General features: G+C 40.7%; 12 protein-coding genes. 4 read left to right on the forward strand and 8 right to left on the reverse strand.

The window, feature by feature from the left end; all coding sequences use genetic code 11:
- On the forward strand, positions 1-1177 hold a 1177-nt coding region (locus tag FILTAD_RS07315), incomplete at its 5' end, for a transposase (protein ID WP_124069829.1).
- A 177-nt stretch (positions 1178-1354) separates the two neighbouring features.
- On the opposite strand, the gene FILTAD_RS07320 is transcribed toward FILTAD_RS07315, so the two are convergent.
- From FILTAD_RS07320 to trhO, 7 genes are all read right to left on the reverse strand, one after another.
- Positions 1355-1771 carry a hemerythrin domain-containing protein gene (locus FILTAD_RS07320; RefSeq protein WP_124069935.1) on the reverse strand — a complete coding sequence of 139 codons (417 nt, stop codon included), beginning with the start codon at positions 1769-1771 and terminating at the stop codon, positions 1355-1357.
- 76 nt (positions 1772-1847) lie between these two features.
- Positions 1848-2873 carry a S66 family peptidase gene (locus FILTAD_RS07325; RefSeq protein WP_345788889.1) on the reverse strand — a complete coding sequence of 342 codons (1026 nt, stop codon included), beginning with the start codon at positions 2871-2873 and terminating at the stop codon, positions 1848-1850.
- A 204-nt stretch (positions 2874-3077) separates the two neighbouring features.
- Positions 3078-4490, reverse strand: a complete 1413-nt coding sequence (locus tag FILTAD_RS07330) for a SpoVR family protein (protein WP_124069830.1) — start codon at positions 4488-4490, stop codon at positions 3078-3080.
- Positions 4487-5653, reverse strand: a complete 1167-nt coding sequence (gene yhbH, locus FILTAD_RS07335; RefSeq protein ID WP_124069831.1) for a sporulation protein YhbH — start codon at positions 5651-5653, stop codon at positions 4487-4489. Before yhbH ends, FILTAD_RS07330 begins: the two co-directional genes overlap by 4 nt.
- Positions 5654-5777: 124 nt before the next feature.
- The gene (locus FILTAD_RS07340) at positions 5778-7673 is read right to left on the reverse strand and encodes a PrkA family serine protein kinase (RefSeq protein ID WP_124069832.1); all 1896 of its coding nucleotides are present in this window, start codon (positions 7671-7673) and stop codon (positions 5778-5780) included.
- Between the two features lie 155 nt (positions 7674-7828).
- Positions 7829-8650, reverse strand: coding sequence for a DUF368 domain-containing protein (locus tag FILTAD_RS07345; RefSeq protein WP_124069833.1), 822 nt, complete (start codon positions 8648-8650; stop codon positions 7829-7831).
- Between the two features lie 176 nt (positions 8651-8826).
- Positions 8827-9801, reverse strand: coding sequence for an oxygen-dependent tRNA uridine(34) hydroxylase TrhO (gene trhO / locus FILTAD_RS07350; protein WP_124069834.1), 975 nt, complete (start codon positions 9799-9801; stop codon positions 8827-8829).
- A gap of 466 nt (positions 9802-10267) precedes the next feature.
- Here trhO and FILTAD_RS07355 point away from each other — a divergent pair, with 466 nt between their 5' ends.
- The 3 genes from FILTAD_RS07355 (at position 10268) to FILTAD_RS07365 (ending at position 13382) form a co-directional block, all read left to right on the forward strand.
- Positions 10268-11779 (forward strand): polysaccharide deacetylase family protein, encoded by a 1512-nt coding sequence (locus tag FILTAD_RS07355; protein WP_124069835.1) that lies wholly within the window; start codon positions 10268-10270, stop codon positions 11777-11779.
- 109 nt (positions 11780-11888) lie between these two features.
- Positions 11889-12272 (forward strand): GntR family transcriptional regulator, encoded by a 384-nt coding sequence (locus tag FILTAD_RS07360; protein WP_124069836.1) that lies wholly within the window; start codon positions 11889-11891, stop codon positions 12270-12272.
- Positions 12273-12275: 3 nt separating this feature from the next.
- The gene (locus FILTAD_RS07365; protein WP_124069837.1) at positions 12276-13382 is read left to right on the forward strand and encodes a DUF1648 domain-containing protein; all 1107 of its coding nucleotides are present in this window, start codon (positions 12276-12278) and stop codon (positions 13380-13382) included.
- Between the two features lie 149 nt (positions 13383-13531).
- Here the strand turns inward: FILTAD_RS07365 and FILTAD_RS07370 are convergent, their stop codons facing one another.
- Positions 13532-14971 carry a carbon starvation CstA family protein gene (locus FILTAD_RS07370; RefSeq protein ID WP_124069838.1) on the reverse strand — a complete coding sequence of 480 codons (1440 nt, stop codon included), beginning with the start codon at positions 14969-14971 and terminating at the stop codon, positions 13532-13534.
- Positions 14972-15190: the final 219 nt, after the last annotated feature.

Consider the following 15190-nt stretch of genomic DNA (forward strand, 5'->3'; position numbering starts at 1 on the left):
AGAAGATGAAGTAATCAATCCAAGTTCTTTGACGAAATTCCGAAAGCTTCGCCTACAGGATATTAATCTATTGGATCTGTTAATTGAAAAAACAATCGGAATCGCATTGGATCATGGCCTCATCGAAGGTGCATCCATCATTGTGGATGCTACACACACCAAGGCTAGGTATAATCAAAAATCACCGAAAATGTTCCTGATGGAAAAATCGAAACTGTTGCGTAAAGCTGTATACAAAGTGGATGAAAAGATGAAAGAAAAGTTCCCACAAAAACCTACAAATGATGAATTGGCCGACGAATTGGAATATACCCGAAAAGTCATTCAAGCCGTAGAAAATGAAGAGGCTCTCTGCCAATACCCAAAAGTAAAAGAGAAACTCAACTACCTAAAAGAAGTGGTCGAAGACCACGAGGAACGTCTTTCATACTCGGACGACCCCGATGCACGGGTGGGACATAAAACGGCAGATTCCTCTTTTTTCGGATACAAAACACATATGGCGATGAATGAGGAGCGGCTAATCACAGCGGCAGTCATGACCACAGGAGAAAAAACCGACGGAAAATATCTACAGTCCCTAATCAAAAAAAGTAGGAAAACGGGAATGACCATCGATACAGTCATCGGCGACAAAGCTTATTCAGAAAAAGAGAACATCCAATACGCCAATAAAAATGACCTTAAACTGGTCGCGAGTTTAAATGGAACAGTCACACAAGGATTCAGAAAAAAAGAAAACGAGTTCGAATTTAACAAGGATGCCGGCATGTATGTCTGTAAAGCTGGCCACATCGCCTTCAAAAAAATCATAATCGGCAAAAATAGACATGGAAAGAATCCTCGTGATACCTATTTCTTTGACGTGGAAAAATGTAAAGTGTGCCCACTTAGAGAGGGGTGTTACAAAGACGGTGCCAAAAGCAAATCCTATTCCACCACGATTAAGTCGACGGAACATACAGAGCAGGAGGCTTTCCAAGAAAGCGACTATTTCAAAATGAAAATGAAAGAGCGCTACAAAATCGAAGCCAAAAATAGTGAATTAAAGCACAGACACGGGTTTGAAACAGCATCTTCCCCGGGTCTATTCGGCCTGCAAATACAAGGGGCCACCGCCATATTCGCTGTAAATATGAAGCGAATCCAAACCCTACTCAAGGAAAAAGTGAGCTAAAAGGAAGTAGGAAAGGTGACTAATTTCCAAAATGGATGGAAATTAGTCGCTTTTTTTTGTCTAACAACCGAACTGTTCCCTGAAAGGTTAGTTTTTCAGTGGCCTCGAAGTTCACTGTCAGTCTTATTGCTTCGGCTACCCCTTTAAGGGGCTTTCGCTGGTTTGTAGAAATAGAATTCAGTCTTCAAAAAGCAATCGTTCTTCGTCACGACTATGTATTTCATTGACGACAATCAGTGCGTGGAACTTGTGAAGGACTGCTGGACTTAAATTCTTGGTTTTACGAAGTTCCTCAATGTCTTTTACAATAATGCGGAGCAAATCATGATCGCGTGTGAGTTGAACGATGGCATCATTCAATTCAGGCTTCAGTTCTTTGATTTCCTTATAAAAACCTTCTTCTTCTGAATCCGCATGACTGATGACACGTGATTTCCAGAATTCGATTAGATCATCCGCGGCTTTGTTGGCGACTTCTAATTCGCCTTGCTTTAAAAGATCCATCATACCTGCCGTTTTTTGTATCGCACCTGAAAGTCCGCCCTCATGTATCGCGTGATGAGAAAATAATTGCTTCAATGCTGGTCCTGACATTTCAATCATCCTTTCAACGAGCTTTTCTTTAGGATACCAGAATTCCGACGGTTTTGGAATGAAACTCATTCACATTTCAAATGAATTTTGTAGTAACTACTGCTTTACCGCTTGCTACTTCGACTTCTACGAAGGCTCCGTTAACAAACGTCATCTGCGGTGGCATATGGCCGATATCTGCATCATAGACAATAGGCACGCCTGTAAGCTCAGCAAGCCTTTCCATCGCATCGATATCTGTAAAACCATCTACTGCGATACCTGCCGCCGTTCTGCCGAATATAATTCCTGAGGTATGCGTAAACCAACCCGCGTTATAAAGCTGAAGAATTGATCGATAGAAATCGGGTGCATTCATTTCACAGTTTTCAATTACCCATACGATTTTTTCGTTTGGAATAAAGTTGTCCCTGAATGCTTGGACATTTCCAAATGGCGTGCCGATAAGATGACGAATTGTGTCAATACAGCCTGACAAGATGCGGCCTTCGAAACGGACAGGCATATCGTCGACCGTCTTCCATGATGTATCTGTATCCAAGTTGAAAACGTACGGCTCAGAGGATACGGTATGTTGCCATTCAGACTGGAACTTTTCGGACGACTGTTGGATTACCGTATCTCCGACAGATGCAGTTAGCATTTCCATAAACTTGGACGTCACTTCATCCCACTTATCGCTTCTTAAGTCGACGAAGTTTGTACCATGGGCTGTGGCAATCCCTGTCAATAAGGTGAGAGGCAAAAGAAGTGTACTCGTGTCTGAGTAGCCAATTAGCCATTTTGGATCCAACTTGCCAAAATCGATGGCCGGTAAAATTTCAAGTAAAAGCTCCCCGCCCCACGGTGGAATGATAACTTGGATGTCTTCGTCGCCCATCATCGCCATAAATTCTGAAATGCGAAGTTCTCCTGGGGCAGATGTCAATTTTTCAGAAGTCCATGCCGTTTCCCCAAGTTTCACTGCGTATCCTCTTTGTTCAAATTGATGGGCAGCTTTGCGCAATAGATGATGCAGTTCACTCTTTACGCCTGACGATAGTGCAGTGACACCAACTGTACCGCCTTGTTGCAACGGCTTAGGATAACGGATCATTGTCATTGTCGATCTCCCTCTTTCTTCTTTAATTCTGATAATCGGATAATGTAATCATCCATGTTTTTTTCTAATCGGTCAACCTGCCAAGACCAGAAGGCACTTCCACAAATTGACTCTTACCTACATGCTTTGGATTCCTACATTCCCTGGCAATTAAAATAACCTCCGATTGAAAAAAATCAATCGGGGGTTATTGCAGTCTTCGATTTACGCGTAGCGACGATATACCTTGTTCCTATCGTACGAATAGACAATTTGTTTACCATCAACGGTTGTTTCTAGATGCACAATCCGTCCCCATAATTGATAAATATAAGGGAGTACGTTTTCTAAATAGTGCACATCCAGTTCTGATTCTTCAAATCTATGCACTAGATATAATTCTCCGTTTCGCAAGTAATCTCCATTTTCAACTACAATATATGGAAAACCACCATTCACACGCATAGCGACTAGCTGATCTCTTACGTTTTCATAGTCTTTCGTGGTGACAAGGTAATTATCACCTTTCTTTTCAAATAAATATAAATCTTCTTGTTGAATCAGCTCTTTTGTTAAATAGTTTCGAATGAAGGAGGCGTCTGATTCTATTTCCCTTACCTCAAAAATCTTTTCTCTGCCTTTATTCGGTTCAATCCCGAGTTTTTTCATTTGCTCGGTTGGGTGATTGTACCTTTTTTCAATATCCTCATACATTTTTACGCCAAGATAATAAGGATTAATAGTTGTTTTTGAAGGCTGAACGACATTCGCGTTCAACTTGGCGAATTCTATCGTTTCAGCCGTCGTTAAGTTCATTTCTCGTAGGATTCGTTGATGCCAAAAGGAAGCCCAGCCTTCATTCATAATTTTCGTTTCAAGCTGTGGCCAAAAATAAAGCATTTCCTCTCTCATCATCGTTAAAATATCACGTTGCCATTCTTCCAGTTCACTGCTGTTCTCCAAAATGAAATATAATAAGTCTTTTTCAGGTTTAGGGGGTGTTTTACGCGGCTTTTGTATTGTTGGTTTCTCGTCTCCGGATTCTTTGCGATCTAAGTTCCATAAATCGTCATAAGGTGTACCTTTTACGGACCTATTTTCATTTGTAGTTTGCCGATATTTAGCATCCCGTCTTTCATCCCTGAAGAGTGAAGGATCAATATGTTCTTGTATAGCCAATACAGCGTTTAAAAAGTTTTCAACTTCCACTTTCCCATATATCGTTTCATAATTTGCAATACGTTCAGCTGTTGCTGTCATACTTTCCACCATGTCCCGTCTTGTATTGGAAAAACGGACATTTTTCTTGAAAAAGTCACTATGGGCAAGAACGTGGGCAATAATAAGCTTATTCTGGATTAAACTGTTCGAATCGAGCAAAAATGCATAGCAGGGATTCGAATTGATGACAAGTTCGTATATTTGACTTAGCCCAAGGTCATATTGCAGCTTCATTTTATGAAATTGCTTTCCGAAGCTCCAATGCGTAAACCGTGTTGGCATGCCGTAAGCACCGATTGTATAGATAACGTCAGCGGGACATACTTCATAACGCATCGGAAAAAAGTCAAGGCCGAAACCAGTCGCAATTTCCGTAATCTCGTCAATCGCACGATGAAGATTCTTTAACTCTGTCAATCGAACCCCTCCGTATTTTTTTGGAAAAAGCTGTTCAATGCATAAAAGACATCTCGCTTCCCTTTCAATATATAATGACGGAACTTCGGATCATCAATTTTTTTAAAGGCGGACATCATTGTGGAGAATCGATTATAAGCATTCACTTCTCCGTAACCGAACATACTGGAAACCTCCATAAGCTCATGAACGAGTTGTATACATTTAGCGTTGTCAGATGACATATTTTCACCATCTGAAAAGTGAAAAGGATATATATTATAACGCGCCGGATTGTATTTTTCTCCAATAAGCTCCAATGCTTTCTCATAGGCGGATGAACAGATTGTGCCGCCACTTTCCCCTTTTGAAAAGAAATCTTTTTCCGTAACGACTTTCGCTTCAGTATGATGAGCGATGAATTCAATTTCTACAGATGCGTATTTTGAATGTAAAAACTTCGTCATCCAGAAAAAGAAACTTCTGGCGATGTACTTTTCCGTCGCACCCATTGATGCACTTGTATCCATCATGGCAAGGACAACCGCTTTTGACTCAGGTTTATGAACTTCATTCCACGTTTTAAATCGCAAATCATCGTTATGGATCGGCATGATTTCCGCTTTTCCTTTTATTGCATTTCGTTTTATAGCTGACAAAATCGTTTGTTTTTTATCGATATTGCCAGTCAGACCTATTTTTCTTACATCATTGAATTCGATTTTATCAGCTGTTATTTCTGCTTGCTCTTTTTGCTGCAAATTCGGTAACTCCAGGTTTTCAAATAGGACATCTTCCAACTCGGCGATGGAGACCTCTGCTTCATAGAAATCTTGCCCAGGCTGATCTCCAGCTTCTTTTCCCCCACCTGCACCGCTTTTCTCCTGCCCTTTGCCACTTGCGACTACATCGCCTACTTTACTATCCCCATCCCCTTGTCCTACATGTTTGGATTTGTCGTGATTGTAGCGGATTTTGTACTCATCCAGGGATCGTATGGGTATTTTAATCACTTCGCGGCCATTTGACATGACAATACTTTCCTCGCTAATCAGATCCGGCAAATTATTATGAATGGCTTCTTTCACTTTATCCATATGACGTTTTTGATCTTGGTGACCTTTACGATGGAGTGACCAGTTTTCCTGTGAGACGATAAAATGACCCTTTTGTTTTTCGTTCATTTTCATCCACACCCATCTTTATCTGTATATTTTATTCATCACCTTCAACTAACTTTTACCTGCATAATTTTAGAAAAAAACAAGACCAATGCATCATCAGTCTTGTTTTTTCTGCTACCCATGGTTATCGATTCAACAGGCTACCGACATAACGCAGCAAGTCATTGGCTGAATTGGCATTATAGCCATGCTCGTCTATAAGCCTTGCAACTACTTCGTTCACCTTTTTAAGATGCGCCTCATCCGGTGTTGTAGATGAAGTGGTTATTTTAACAACATCTTTTAAATCCGTGAACAACTTCTTTTGAATAGCTTCCCGTAAACGATCATGGGAATTATAGTCAAAATTCTTACCGTTTCTCGCAAATGCTGAAATCCGAATGAGAATTTCTTCACGAAACGCTTTTTTCGCATTTTCTGAGATTCCAATCTGTTCTTCGATGGAGCGCATGAGTTTTTCGTCCGGTTTCATTTCCTCACCCGTCAGCACATCTCTCAGTCGATTTCTGTTGCAAAAAGCTTCTACATTATCAAGATAATTGTTCATCAAGTTTTTCGCAGATTCTTCATAGGAATAAACGAATGCTTTCTGAACTTCTTTTTTGGCGATTTCATCATACTCTTTTCTCGCAATCGAAATATAGTTCATATACGCTTCCCGGTCTTCTTCTGAAATGGAGGCATGTTGGTCTAGCCCCTCTTTCAATGAACGCAGCACATCAAGTGCATTAATCGAAGGAATTTCCTTCCGAATGATAGCTGAAGAAATCCGATTGATGACATAACGTGGATCAATACCTTTCATGCCTTCATTCGGGAACTCATTCTTCAATTCCTCTACATCCACTTGGTTAAGGCCTTCCACACTTTCTCCATCATATAGCCGCATTTTCTTAACTATGTCGACCCCTTGCTTTTTAGCGTCTTCCAGTCTTGTCAATATCGAGAAAATCGAGGCAACTTTTAAGGCGTGCGGTGCAATATGAACATGTGCGATATCACTTTCATTGATCATCTTTTCATATATACGTTCTTCCTGACTTACCTTAAGATTATAAGGAATTGGCATCACGATAATTCTTGAGTGCAGGGCTTCATTCTTTTTATTGGCAATAAAAGAGCGATACTCCGTTTCGTTCGTGTGCGCAACAATCAGCTCATCGGCACTTATTAACGCAAACCTGCCCGCTTTGAAATTCCCTTCCTGTGTCAGCGATAACAAATGCCATAGGAACTTCTCATCTAGCTTCAATATTTCTTGGAATTCCATTAGGCCCCTGTTCGCTTTGTTCAACTCACCGTCAAACCGATAGGCACGCGGATCCGATTCCGATCCAAATTCGGCAATCGTTGAAAAGTCAATACTTCCTGTCAAATCGGCAATATCCTGGGATTTCGGGTCAGAAGGGGTAAATGTTCCGATTCCGACTCGCTTATCCTCTGAGAAAAAAATACGTTCTACGCGTACGTCTTCAATGCGGTTATCATATTCTTTTTCAAGGTACATCGTGTTCAGTGGCGATAAACTGCCTTCAATACGAATGCCATATTCTTCGAAAAAGTCTTTACGTAAATGATTGGGAATCAAGTGAAGCGGGTCTTCATACATCGGGCAGCCTTTAATAGCGTATACGGCTCCCTCGTCTGTTTTGGAGTAGCTTTCAAGACCGCGTTTCAGCAATGTTACGATTGTGGATTTCCCGCCACTCACAGGTCCCATTAATAATAGAATACGTTTACGAACATCGAGTCTTTTGGCTGCGGGGTGGAAATATTCTTCAACGAGTCTTTCGACGGCATCTTCAAGCCCAAAAATCTCTTCTCCGAAAAAGTGATACATATTTTTCCCATTTCTCTCGGTTAAACCCGAACTTTTAATCATATTGTAAACACGCGCATGTGCAGTTTGTGCTACTTCTTTTCTTTCTTTTACGATATCCAAGTATTCCGCGAATGTGCCTTCCCATTTCAGCTTGTTTTCTTCTTCTCTGAAGCTTTTCACTCTGTTTAAAATATCCATCCTTTTCCCTCCATTCAGGGCATGGTTTTCTCCATAGTATGCATCCTGAAAGATAATGATGACGGATAACCAGAAATGGAAAAGACAAAAGACACGGACCTAAAAGGTCGCGTGTCTTTTGTTAACTGTCTATTTTCACATACCCGGTGCCGGTTTCAACCAATCGAAGTCTTGTTTGGGGAGCTGAACAGTTTTGCGACGATGAATCCGGCTACGAAGGTTACGATGCTGATTATGATGGATGCTCCACCTGTCGGTATCCCTGGAAAGATAACGACGATTGAACCGATGATCAGACCGATGATTGCGGCAAATGTAACATATGTGAAGTTGCTCAACAAAAAGCTGATCACTTTACTGCTTACGATAAAACCAACAATCACGCCCGCCCCGATAACGGCGATGATGGGCAAGTTCAAATTCGATAATGCGCCGATGGCTGTTGAATAGACACCCAACAGAAGTAGAACGAATGAACCGCTGATTCCCGGTAGAAGCATAGCCATACTTCCTGCCCAACCTGCAAAGAAAAGACCAATTGCATTTGAGCTCGTCAATTCCGTGATGGGTGTTGAATCCAGCGGTTTGATGAAGGCTGTTGATGCGAGCAGTACGCCTATGACAACAATAAGTAAAATATGCCCTGCTTTAAAGTTTTTCTTCGCATCTGCTTGCTTCGCAATAAACGGAATCACACCAATAATGAGTCCAAGGAAAAAGAATTGTGTGGGTACATGATGGTTTTCAAGCAAATACTCAATCACCCTACTTAGCGAGAGCAGTGCCACTACAATTCCTATGCCTAGGGGCAAAAGAAAACCGATTTGTTTTTTCCAATTGCGGCTGAAAAAACCGCTGATCGATGCTAAAAGTTCATCGTAAATCCCTAATATAAATGCGATGGTTCCCCCACTTACTCCAGGAATCAGGTCACTAATCCCCATAAAAAATCCACGATATAAATTTCTCCACTGCATACCTGTTGTTCCTCCATTTTCGGTTGAATACTACTAGTATATCATCATTAACCTATTACTAGAATCAGGAATTTAATTGGCATTTAAATGTAAACCTTTTTATCGTTCATATCGAAACCAATATTAAAACTAAAAGGACCCGGGCAGATCTGAAGTCTGCTCGGGTCTTTCCGCTTTTAACCAATATGTGTTTTATTACGATGTTGTTCAATAGCTTCCATGCGAGCGTCGTACTCTTCCACTGTCATGTCATGTTCGATGAAGTAACGGTTGCGTGGATGTGTCCGGCATTCATCGGAACAACTGCGCATATATAAATGCTCATTTTCTTCTGAAGAAATGATTTTTGCGTTACATACTGGATTTGCACAGTTTACATAGCGCTCACATGCAGTGCCGTCAAAGTGATCACGTCCAACGACTACATGCTCCACTTGATTGACAGGAACTGTAATACGTTCGTCAAATACATAACACTGTCCATCCCAAAGCTGGCCTTTAGCGACTTCATCTTTGCCGTATGTGACAATCCCGCCGTGCAACTGACCGACATCTTCGAAACCTTCACGGACAAGCCATCCTGAAAATTTCTCACAACGAATTCCGCCCGTACAATACGTTAGGATTTTCTTGCCCTCGAATTGCTCTTTGTTGTCACGGATCCATTCGGGCAGATCCCGGAAGTTTTCAATATCGGGACGAACTGCACCACGGAAATGTCCGATATCAAATTCATAATCGTTACGTGCGTCAATTACAACCGTATCTTCTTCTTGCATCTTTTTGAAAAACTCTTCAGGACTCAAATAGTTACCTGTAAGTTCATTCGGGTTGATGTCGTCTTCAAGACTTAAGTTGACGATTTCTTTTTTTGCCCGTACATGCATTTTTTTAAACGCATGTCCTTCCGCTTCGTCGATTTTAAAAACAACATCGGCAAAACGTTCATCGCTTCTTAATAACTCCACATACGCATCGGTCTGTTCGACAGTTCCCGAACATGTACCATTGATGCCTTCAGTACTGATTAAAATACGACCTTTCAGACCGATTTCTTTACAACCCGCCAAATGTTCAGCCGCAAACGTTTCAGGATCTTCCACTGGTACGTATTTGTAATAGAGAAGAACTCTATACGTGTTTTTTTCCATACTTTCCAACCACCTTGTCTTTTATAATTGCATGTTATAGTCAACAACCGGATCGGATCATTCACAATTAAATGTAAACATACAAAAGCAAACCCCGCATTTGCAAGATCCGGGACGCAAATAGTATATCACATTCATCAATTTTGAAAAAGGGCTTTTCGTTCAAATTAGGACTTCCCCTTACGCCGGCAGGATGCAGGTGTGCAGCCTTCCGTTTATGAAATTGTAGCAGTACCCGGCATCGGATTCTGCTATACAGTTTGTTCTACAGGTAGTCTCCCCTATTACAAATTAGTAATTGAAAAGAATATTTTCCGAAACTTGTAATAGGCTGTTGGTTATGAAATTCATTTCTTGTATACTTGTACTATTATGATTGGTTTTTCGACATTTTATACTCATTCTTCGAAACTATTTGTAGAATGAGCCCGTCTAATCTTTTATAACAAGTAAAGGAGACCTCCCTATGAAAAGATCGTCTTGGAAACACCGCTCAACCTGGATAGATATCACTTTTTCAATTGCACTTGTCGCACTTACCATTGCTGCCATCTATCTTGTCACTTTATCCACAAAGGAAGATTCAGCTTCTGCAACTGAAAACAAAAAAAGTGCTGCAGAACCAACACCTATTATCGTTAAAACAATAAACTCCAATTACCCAGGCATCAAAATCATCACAGAGACATCAAATGATCCATTCTCTCCTTTTGCCATTCAATATCCACAAAGTTTACATAGCTCATTTAACAAAGAAGTTTCCGCTTACATAACGAAAGCGAAGCGGGAGTACATAGCTGCAATGAAAAAAACTAAAGAACAAGGTAGAAAGCTTACCGGTGAATTGAATATTTCGTTTGAAACGCTTTTACATCCTTCAGGAAATTATTCTTTTGTCGTTGTCACAAACACTTTAACAGGGAGGGCGAATGGCAAGACTGCAATTCTGTCTTTCCATCTCAATCCTGAAACTGGAAAAAGCATTACACTTGCAGATGTTTTAGGACATGATCTGCTACACCTTGAAAAACTATCCGAATTAGTACGCAATGCAATCGTTGATGATCCAGGTTTAAAAGAGAAATTAGTACCCAAGAACGTCCAAAACCATACAAAGCCACTATGGAAAAACTTCAGTAACTTTACGATTACCGATGAATCACTCATCTTTTATTTCAAAGAGAATGGAATTGCGGCAAAATCAGCGGGACCGCCAATCATCGCGATTCCGATTGACAAAGTAAGTGATTTGCTTGCGGATGAATTTAAAGTAAAAGTAGAATCGGTTCCAGAAAAAACGGTGACTGAAAAAACGGTGACTGAAAAACAAGATGTTAAGGAAGAAATCACTACGCCTCCTGCAAAAACTGAACCACCTGTCGAAAAAACGGACGATAGTACTGATACAGTAGTTCCTCCAGAAACGCATGTAAAAAAAATTGCGCTCACATTCGACGACGGACCCGACCCAAAAGTGACGATGCAAATTCTAGCAACACTGAATAAGTATAATGCCAAAGCAACATTTTTCATGCTTGGAAGTCGGGTGGAATACTACCCTGAAATAGCGAAAAAAGTTCAAGAAGCCGGTCATGAATTGGGGAATCACACATGGAACCATCCCGATTTAACAAAAGTCGGGTTGGAAAAAGTGCGTAGTGAAATTACGAGCACTTCTACCATTATCGAAAAAGTGACTGGTCAAAAAGTATCTGTGTTTAGACCACCCTACGGTGCCGTGAATAAGTCCGTGCGTGCTCAAACGGACTTGCCCGTCACGTTATGGGATGTCGATACGTTGGATTGGAAACACCGTGATTCTGTTAAACTACTAGCTAATATAAAAAGCGCAAAAAAAGACGGCAGTATCGTCTTAATGCATGATATTCATCAGTCAACTGCTGACGGACTCGATTCAGTGCTTGCTTATTTACAAAGCGAGGGATATGAATTCGTAACTGTTACAGAATTGAAATAAGCAAAATCCCTGAGACCATATCGTACTGTTCTCGGGGATTTTTGTTATACACATTATAGAACAGGTCTGTTATACTTTAAATATAACAAGTGAAGGAGGTTGCCCTGCATTGTTTATCAAAATTGAGCCGGGTCTGGATTTACCGATTTACAGCCAACTTGTTAATCAGCTAGTGGATGCAGTTGCACGAAAAAAGTTGACTGGAGGCGATACCCTACCTTCTGTCCGATCACTTGCGGCAGACCTCGGTATGAATATGCATACAGTCAATAAGGCTTACCACGAGCTCGAGAAGAAAGGTATCATCCGTATTGTCCCTAAGTCGGGAGCCATTATTAACGATCTTACGCAACTGGAAATAAGTGAAATCCAACTCGAAAGAATCTCGCTCGAAATTCGTCCACTACTAACTGAGGCCATCGTTCTCGGTATGGAGCCTGCGGATATCATCAATTTAACATCAGCCATTATTTCTGATATCAAAGGAGGTTAAAAAATGCCACTTACTATTTTTCTCATTATCATCGGTTTCATTACCGTTTTGCAATCTGCTACTCCGTTTCTATTGAAGCGGACAATTGCGTTCGGCGTCACTATTCCAGAGGGTCATACAGACAATCGGACAATCGCCTCCTATAAAAAAACGTATACAATGACCGTCCTAGTAACCGGGATCTTTTCTCTTGCAGGCTATTATGTATGGGCAACAACTGATTCCCTCGCAGAAGAACAAGTCGTTTTGACCGGGCTTGTAATCCAGTTCGGCATTCTTTTTCTCAGCATGGGTCTGTATCTTTTATTCCACGCCAAAACGACTCGATTAAAGCAATCACAAAACTGGGGCTCAGACTTAAAACAAGTCCGAATTGCTGATTTGGCAATACGATCAAAAGATGAAATGCTTCCTTCGTCTATATATGCGCTACCGATGATTATCACGGTCGGCCTTATCGCATATACAGCAACACAATATTCATCTATACCGGACCTTATCCCTACACATTGGGGTCCCTCTGGTAAACCCGATGCATTTAGTCAAAAGACGCCTTTTTCAGTCATCGCACTCTTGCTTATCCTGCTTGTTATGCAAGGGATGATGCTTGTTATTAATGTGTTCACGAAGCGGTCAGGTATTAAGCTGAATGCAGCAAAAAGCAAAACCTCTAAAGTACAACAGCTGTCTTTCAGAAAATACACGAGTTGGTTTTTATTTATCACAAGTGTTCTTGTCACTGTTCTTTTCGGATTTCTTCAACTGACAACAATCCATGAAGGACTCGGAAATACAGCACTTATGCTTGCCATGCCCCTCGGTTTCCTATTGCTTATCTTACTTGGAACCGCAGTTTATGCCTTCAAAGTTGGTCAAAGTGGTTCACGGATTGATGTTTCCTTTGATGATACCTCTACTGCCGGAATTACGGACGTAGATGACGATAAATACTGGAAAGCAGGTGTCTTCTATGTGAACAAAAATGACCCTTCCATCTTTGTTGAAAAAAGATTCGGTGTGGGTTGGACAATCAATTTCGCAAAACCTGCCGGCTATTTCATCCTATTCGTTCCTGTGGTAATCATTTTGCTTATCGCGTTCTTACTATGAACCCTTTAGAAACGCCCATATTTAAATGGGCGTTTCTATCTGTTTTTGATTGTCTGTCCCAGTTTTTGATATCACCACAAAAATAGCTTGTAGAGAGATGGATATCGTCTCTCTACAAGCTATTTTAGTACAAACCTACGTTCTTTCGTTTACGGCATTTCATCGACCACAATATCCGGTTCAATCTTATTCACTTTATTATTTTTCGCTTTCACAAAGAACATCACTGATAAAATGACAGTCAAAATAATTCCAAGTATAAATGAAAGTTTCAAATCCAAGTTAAATCCGATTTTCTGATTTAAGATATAAACAAATACCATATAGGTTATAAATAGCGCGGGTATTAAGGACACAAAGTAGTTTTTCCCTTTAATGAATAGATACATGGTTGCAATCCATAATGCGATCGCCGCGGTCGCTTGGTTGGCCCAAGAGAAGTATCTCCATAATATGTTAAAATCAATTTGCGTTAGCAAAGCAGATACTGCAAATAACGGCAGTGCAATCATCAAACGTTTCACTACTTTTTTCTGATCAATTTTCAAATAGTCTGCAATGATTGAACGTGCAGCACGGAACGCCGTATCTCCTGAAGTAATCGGTAATACGATAGCTCCCAATACCGCAATCGTTCCACCAATCGCACCAAGTAATGTCATCGATACTTCATTGACAACTGATGAAGGTGTACCTGTTTTGATGAATTCACTTAATGTTTGGCCATCCAGCAGACTCATTGCCGCTGCAGCCCAGATCATCGCAATTACAGCTTCTGTAATCATCATGCCATAAAATACATAACGCCCTTGTGATTCTTTCTCGACTGTTCGGGAGATAATTGGTGATTGTGTCGCATGAAAACCAGATAGAGCGCCACAAGTAATTGTAAAGAACAGGATTGGGAAAATCGGAACATTATCTGGATGCAAGTTCGCAAATGTCAATTCCGGAATCTTGTAATCCGAAAATAGTAGAGCTCCCCCAACGCCGATTGTACCAATTAATAGTACCGCACCGAAATAGGGATACAGTCTACCGATAACCTTGTCTATTGGCAGAATGGTAGATAGGAAGTAATAAGCAAAAATAACAGTAATCAATATCCATATTGCTACCTTGCCATTCATTAATATCGCTAATAAAGATGCCGGCGTCGTAACAAATACTGTTCCGACTAACAAAAGAAGCAGAAGTGCGAAAATATTTACAATATGCTTCGAAACGCTCCCTAGGAATTTCCCTGCCAGTTCTGGAATATGAGCGCCTTTATTGCGAATGGAAATCATGCCTGTTAAATAGTCATGCACACCTCCGGCGAAAATCGCACCAAAAACAATCCATAAAAAAGCGACAGGACCAAATAACGCCCCCATAATCGGACCAAAAATCGGACCTGTACCAGCTATGTTCAATAGTTGGATTAGCGCGTTTTTCTGTTTGTTCATCGGCACATAGTCTATACCATCTGCATTGACATAGGCGGGCGTTTTCCTCGCATCATTGGGATTAAAAATCTTTTCAATGAATTTTCCATACACAAAATAGCCAATCACTAAAAGTACAATTGCGCTTATAAATGTAACCATCCGAACTCCCCTTTCAAAATTGTATACCACATGAATAGTATACATAAAATTTTCTGAAAAGGTAGTCATCAAATGAAATATGGTAGCTTAAAAGAATAGCGTACCAATACCTTTCCCTCTGATTTGGTGACATCGCCGGAATTCGCCTTTATAATTTTCCGCATTAGGAACGAGTCCTAACTTTATTGTCCTAGCGTTCAATATACTTGACGGGGCGAT

This window comes from Filibacter tadaridae (assembly GCF_900609045.1).
Lineage (GTDB): Bacteria > Bacillota > Bacilli > Bacillales_A > Planococcaceae > Sporosarcina > Sporosarcina tadaridae.

What these genes read in the sequence shown, in the direction of transcription:
- yhbH (WP_124069831.1), bottom strand. Translation starts at nt 5,653, where the DNA reads ATGAACGAAAAACAAAAGGGTCATTTTATCGTCTCACAGGAAAACTGG.
- FILTAD_RS07345 (WP_124069833.1), bottom strand. Translation starts at nt 8,650, where the DNA reads ATGCAGTGGAGAAATTTATATCGTGGATTTTTTATGGGGATTAGTGAC.
- FILTAD_RS07320 (WP_124069935.1), bottom strand. Translation starts at nt 1,771, where the DNA reads ATGTCAGGACCAGCATTGAAGCAATTATTTTCTCATCACGCGATACAT.
- FILTAD_RS07370 (WP_124069838.1), bottom strand. Translation starts at nt 14,971, where the DNA reads ATGGTTACATTTATAAGCGCAATTGTACTTTTAGTGATTGGCTATTTT.
- FILTAD_RS07340 (WP_124069832.1), bottom strand. Translation starts at nt 7,673, where the DNA reads ATGGATATTTTAAACAGAGTGAAAAGCTTCAGAGAAGAAGAAAACAAG.
- trhO (WP_124069834.1), bottom strand. Translation starts at nt 9,801, where the DNA reads ATGGAAAAAAACACGTATAGAGTTCTTCTCTATTACAAATACGTACCA.
- FILTAD_RS07355 (WP_124069835.1), top strand. Translation starts at nt 10,268, where the DNA reads ATGAAAAGATCGTCTTGGAAACACCGCTCAACCTGGATAGATATCACT.
- FILTAD_RS07365 (WP_124069837.1), top strand. Translation starts at nt 12,276, where the DNA reads ATGCCACTTACTATTTTTCTCATTATCATCGGTTTCATTACCGTTTTG.
- FILTAD_RS07325 (WP_345788889.1), bottom strand. Translation starts at nt 2,873, where the DNA reads ATGACAATGATCCGTTATCCTAAGCCGTTGCAACAAGGCGGTACAGTT.